Genomic DNA, 3,639 nt, shown 5'->3' on the forward strand with positions numbered 1-3,639 from the left:
GCTTTGCCGCTCCTGGCGGGCAACACAAATTCGATGCCGTCACAGAGCATCCGGGGTTCGGGATCGAAGCCACTGTCGCCGGAAGCACCTGGCGGCTGGGTCGACGCGGATGGGCTGGATGGAAGGCCCGGACCGGAGGTGAAGGCAAACATGGCTATGGTGGAACGGCCCTGACAAAAGACGGGTTCATTGTCGCGACCTTCGATTTCGAGAATGCGCTGCGCGCCGACGCGGCGGCGGCGATCAAGCGATTGAACGATGCCGGGGTGTCGATGCAAATGCTGTCGGGCGATACCGCCGCAGCCTGCGCCGAAGTGGCAAAGCTGCTGGATATCGACGACTTCGTTCCGTGCCTGCTGCCATCGGGCAAGCTCGAACGCATCGAAACCCTCGCGAAAGTTGGGCACAAGGTTCTGATGGTTGGCGACGGCCTCAACGATACGCCGGCCCTGAGCGCGGCGCATGTCTCGATCGCACCGGCCACCGCCGTCGACATTGGCCGCAACGCGGCAGACTTCGTCTTCCTGCGCGAAAGCCTCCTGGCGGTGCCGCTCGCCCTGGGCGTCTCGCGCAAGGCAGGAAACCTGATCCGGCAGAACATCGCAATCGCAATCGTCTACAATGCGGTGGCAGTACCAATCGCCATCCTCGGGCACGTCACGCCTTTGATAGCGGCGATTGCCATGTCTGCCTCATCGCTGCTTGTTATTGGAAACGCATTGCGCTTGCACGGCTTCATGGCGAATGCGACGGTGCAAGTTATTCAAAAAGTCAGACGCTCCGCAGTCGGCTATTCGGCACAATCCTCGTGACGACCTTGCTCTATCTCATACCAGTGGCCCTTTTTCTGGGTGCACTGGGCCTGTCCGGCTTCGTCTGGGCATTGCGAAGCGGTCAATACGAAGATCTCGACGGAGCCGCCGAGCGGATACTAATTGATCGGGACGACAAACCGGGACGCTGATTTCAATCCGCTGTGCATAAGATGCGCGGATCCCGCTCGTCAGTCGAGCCGGCTCGGTCGGGAACAAGCTGTCCATGCTCCATGACCAGCTTGACCTAAGCTGGGCACTACATTGATTTGTGAAAATCCACTGTCGTGCGAAGGACTGCCTTCCCATGCACCCAGTATGAGGCGGCTGATGCCGCGAGAGTACCTCGCGCGGCCGGACGAGCTTCGCACTGTGCGCACGGGTAACAAGTTGAGCGTCGCGATCGATCACCCGAGCGTGAACTACCAGTGCCGGTTGATCGTGCCCTGGCTGATCCAGATCAGGGTCATATTCGCATCAGTGGTGCTTTATAGGCCAGTCTTCGAAGGAGAATGCATGACTTATGTATCGCGGCCAGACGCGTCCACCTCTGATGGGGTTGCATGCTTCATTGCCGATCCATGCCAATTTCCGGCCCTGCGCCTTGCAGCAATGCGGTCACCGAAACTCAGCGCAGATCACGGTGTTCCGCACGTGGTATCCACTCGTCACGACGATAATAATAGGCAGAATCCCATGAGCGCCGTTCACATCATCGACTGCCACAACGCGAATGACTACTTCGCCGACAGGGCGGACGGACCGATCACACAGAAGATGCTAAAGACTGTCAACATCCGCGCGGAGCTCCACATTGCTTTGGACCGAAAGCATTTTCGTGAGGCTGTAGTCCAAGCGAACAAGGCGAAGTGCGACGTGCTTCACATCGCTGGGCACGGCAATGGAGACGGGATCGCTTCGTCCAGTGGGCGAGGTAGCCTTCTTTGGGCTGACTTCGTAGAAATGTTCCAAGGCTCGGATCCAGCGCCGAAGATCCTCGTGATGTCAATGTGCTGCGGAGCATCATACGCGTTGGCGGCGGGCACGGAGCTCAGCGGATGTCAGTCGGCTCAGTTCCACCGTTACACGAGGATAGCCGACGGGATGGCGGCACGCTGATGGGCTCTGACGACAATTTTGACATCGTTGTCGTTGGAGCCGGGCCGGTCGGCCTTTCGTTCGCTGCGTCGCTTGCCCAAAGCGAACTCAAGGTGGCAGTTGTTGAACAGAACACATTCGATAGTCTGGCGAATCCGGCTTTCGATGGTCGCGAAATCGCGCTGACCAACGCTTCGATCAGAACCCTTCGCGAGCTCGGCGCCTGGGATGTCATCCCGGCTTCGGACAAATCAGCAATTCAAGGCGCGCGCGTGCTCAACGGCTCGAGCGCATTCGCTCTTCGTTTCGATCCTCCCAGCAACTCTGGAGAACCGCTGGGGGTTTTGGTTCCAAATTGCCGGATCCGCGAGGCGCTGTTCAAAATCGTCCGCTTGCAGGATCGCGCCCGGCTGTTGTGCGGCCACTCGGTCGTCGATGCAACAAACAGCCAAGAAGGAGCAGTCGTAACGCTCTCTAATGGCGCGCGTTTAACTGCTCGGCTTGTTGTTGCCGCGGATTCGCGTTTGTCCGCCACGCGTGATCTGCTGGGCATCGGCGCCGATATCAACCGGCTTGGCCACTCGATGCTGATTTGCCGAGTGAGGCACGAGCGCGCCCACCACCAGATCGCCATCGAATGGTTCGATCACCATCAGACGATAGCGATATTGCCCCTCGCGGAGGGCGTGTCGTCGCTGCTGCTCACATTGCGCTCAAACGAGGCCTATAGACTGCTTGCCTTCGATGACGATTTGTTCCTGTCGGAGTTGACGAAACTGTGTCGAGGGCGCCTTGGAAAAATGACCTTGGCAAGCAAGCGCCATACCTATCCGCTGGTCACGACCTGGGCGCACAAATTCCGGGCCCCGAGCGCCGCACTCATCGGCGACGCTGCCATCGGCATGCACCCGGTGACCGCTCACGGATTCAACATCGGTCTCAGCAGCCAGAAGCAACTCGCCCGTGGAATCATGACTGCGTGCCGCGACGGCCGCAATGTTGGCGACCCCGACATGCTGCACATATACGAAAGGCGGCTGCGCCTGTCGGCGGCGCCGCTCTACCATGCAACGAACATACTGGTTGGACTCTACTCCAGAGACCACCTGGCGGCACGGCTTGCAAGGCATCTGGGGCTTCGCTTTGCCCAACATGTTCCCCTTGTCCGGCATGGGATTTCGGCGGAGCTCCAGCGGTGATACTGCACCAGCAGTTGCATTTTGCGCGATGTGCTGGGCGAGCGATGGGAGAGAGTGCATCATGCGCCGGAGTAATCCTGCTCCCGACGCTGATCTCCGATTGAAGAATTAACCCGTCCTTCAGGGGGGCTGCATAGGCTGCGGACAAGCAGGAGTAAGCAAGCTGACCCGTCCAGCCCTGGAAAAAGAAGATCCGCTGGAGGCGAGAATCCTTCAGGACCAGCTCGCTGATCTGAGGGCAGGCCTTTTCGTCTCAATGCCGATAAGCATTGTGCTGTCCGGGCTGATTTTGACCGTGCAGGCCCTTTCCGGGAACGGTCTTGCTGGCGCGGCCTGGTTTTCGGTCGTTAATGCGATAAATGCCGCCCGCCTTGCACTCGCCCGTCATCAGCTGAAGGAACCCGGAGTCCAGGATGATCTGACACGGGTTTGGCTGCGGCTTCGCTGGTTTGGCAGGCTTGCTCTTCTGGCGGGATTCACCTGGTCATTCCTTGCCGTCCTAACGGCTGGGTACACGACGTCTCAAGCCT

General features: G+C 59.2%; 4 protein-coding genes and 1 pseudogene. All 5 read left to right on the forward strand.

Features of this window, described 5'->3' with window-relative positions; translation table 11 throughout:
* The coding region (locus tag EOA86_RS26640) for an HAD-IC family P-type ATPase (RefSeq protein ID WP_128344423.1) at positions 1 to 812 on the forward strand (812 nt) is incomplete at its 5' end.
* Positions 809 to 964: a cbb3-type cytochrome oxidase assembly protein CcoS gene (ccoS, locus tag EOA86_RS26645; RefSeq protein WP_084831491.1), complete on the forward strand. Its 156-nt coding sequence runs from the start codon at positions 809 to 811 to the stop codon at positions 962 to 964. The genes EOA86_RS26640 and ccoS, both read left to right, overlap by 4 nt.
* A gap of 238 nt (positions 965 to 1,202) precedes the next feature.
* A complete protein-coding gene (locus EOA86_RS26650; protein ID WP_128344425.1) occupies positions 1,203 to 1,931 on the forward strand; it encodes a hypothetical protein in 729 nt (242 codons plus the stop codon).
* Positions 1,928 to 3,109, forward strand: coding sequence for a 5-demethoxyubiquinol-8 5-hydroxylase UbiM (gene ubiM, locus EOA86_RS26655; protein WP_189350574.1), 1,182 nt, complete (start codon positions 1,928 to 1,930; stop codon positions 3,107 to 3,109). The genes EOA86_RS26650 and ubiM overlap by 4 nt, the downstream gene beginning before the upstream one ends.
* A 271-nt stretch (positions 3,110 to 3,380) precedes the next feature.
* Positions 3,381 to 3,639 (forward strand): annotated as a pseudogene (locus EOA86_RS39590) (GGDEF-domain containing protein); the annotation flags it as partial.

Source organism: Mesorhizobium sp. M5C.F.Ca.IN.020.32.2.1, from assembly GCF_004023105.1.
Taxonomy (GTDB): domain Bacteria; phylum Pseudomonadota; class Alphaproteobacteria; order Rhizobiales; family Rhizobiaceae; genus Mesorhizobium; species Mesorhizobium wenxiniae.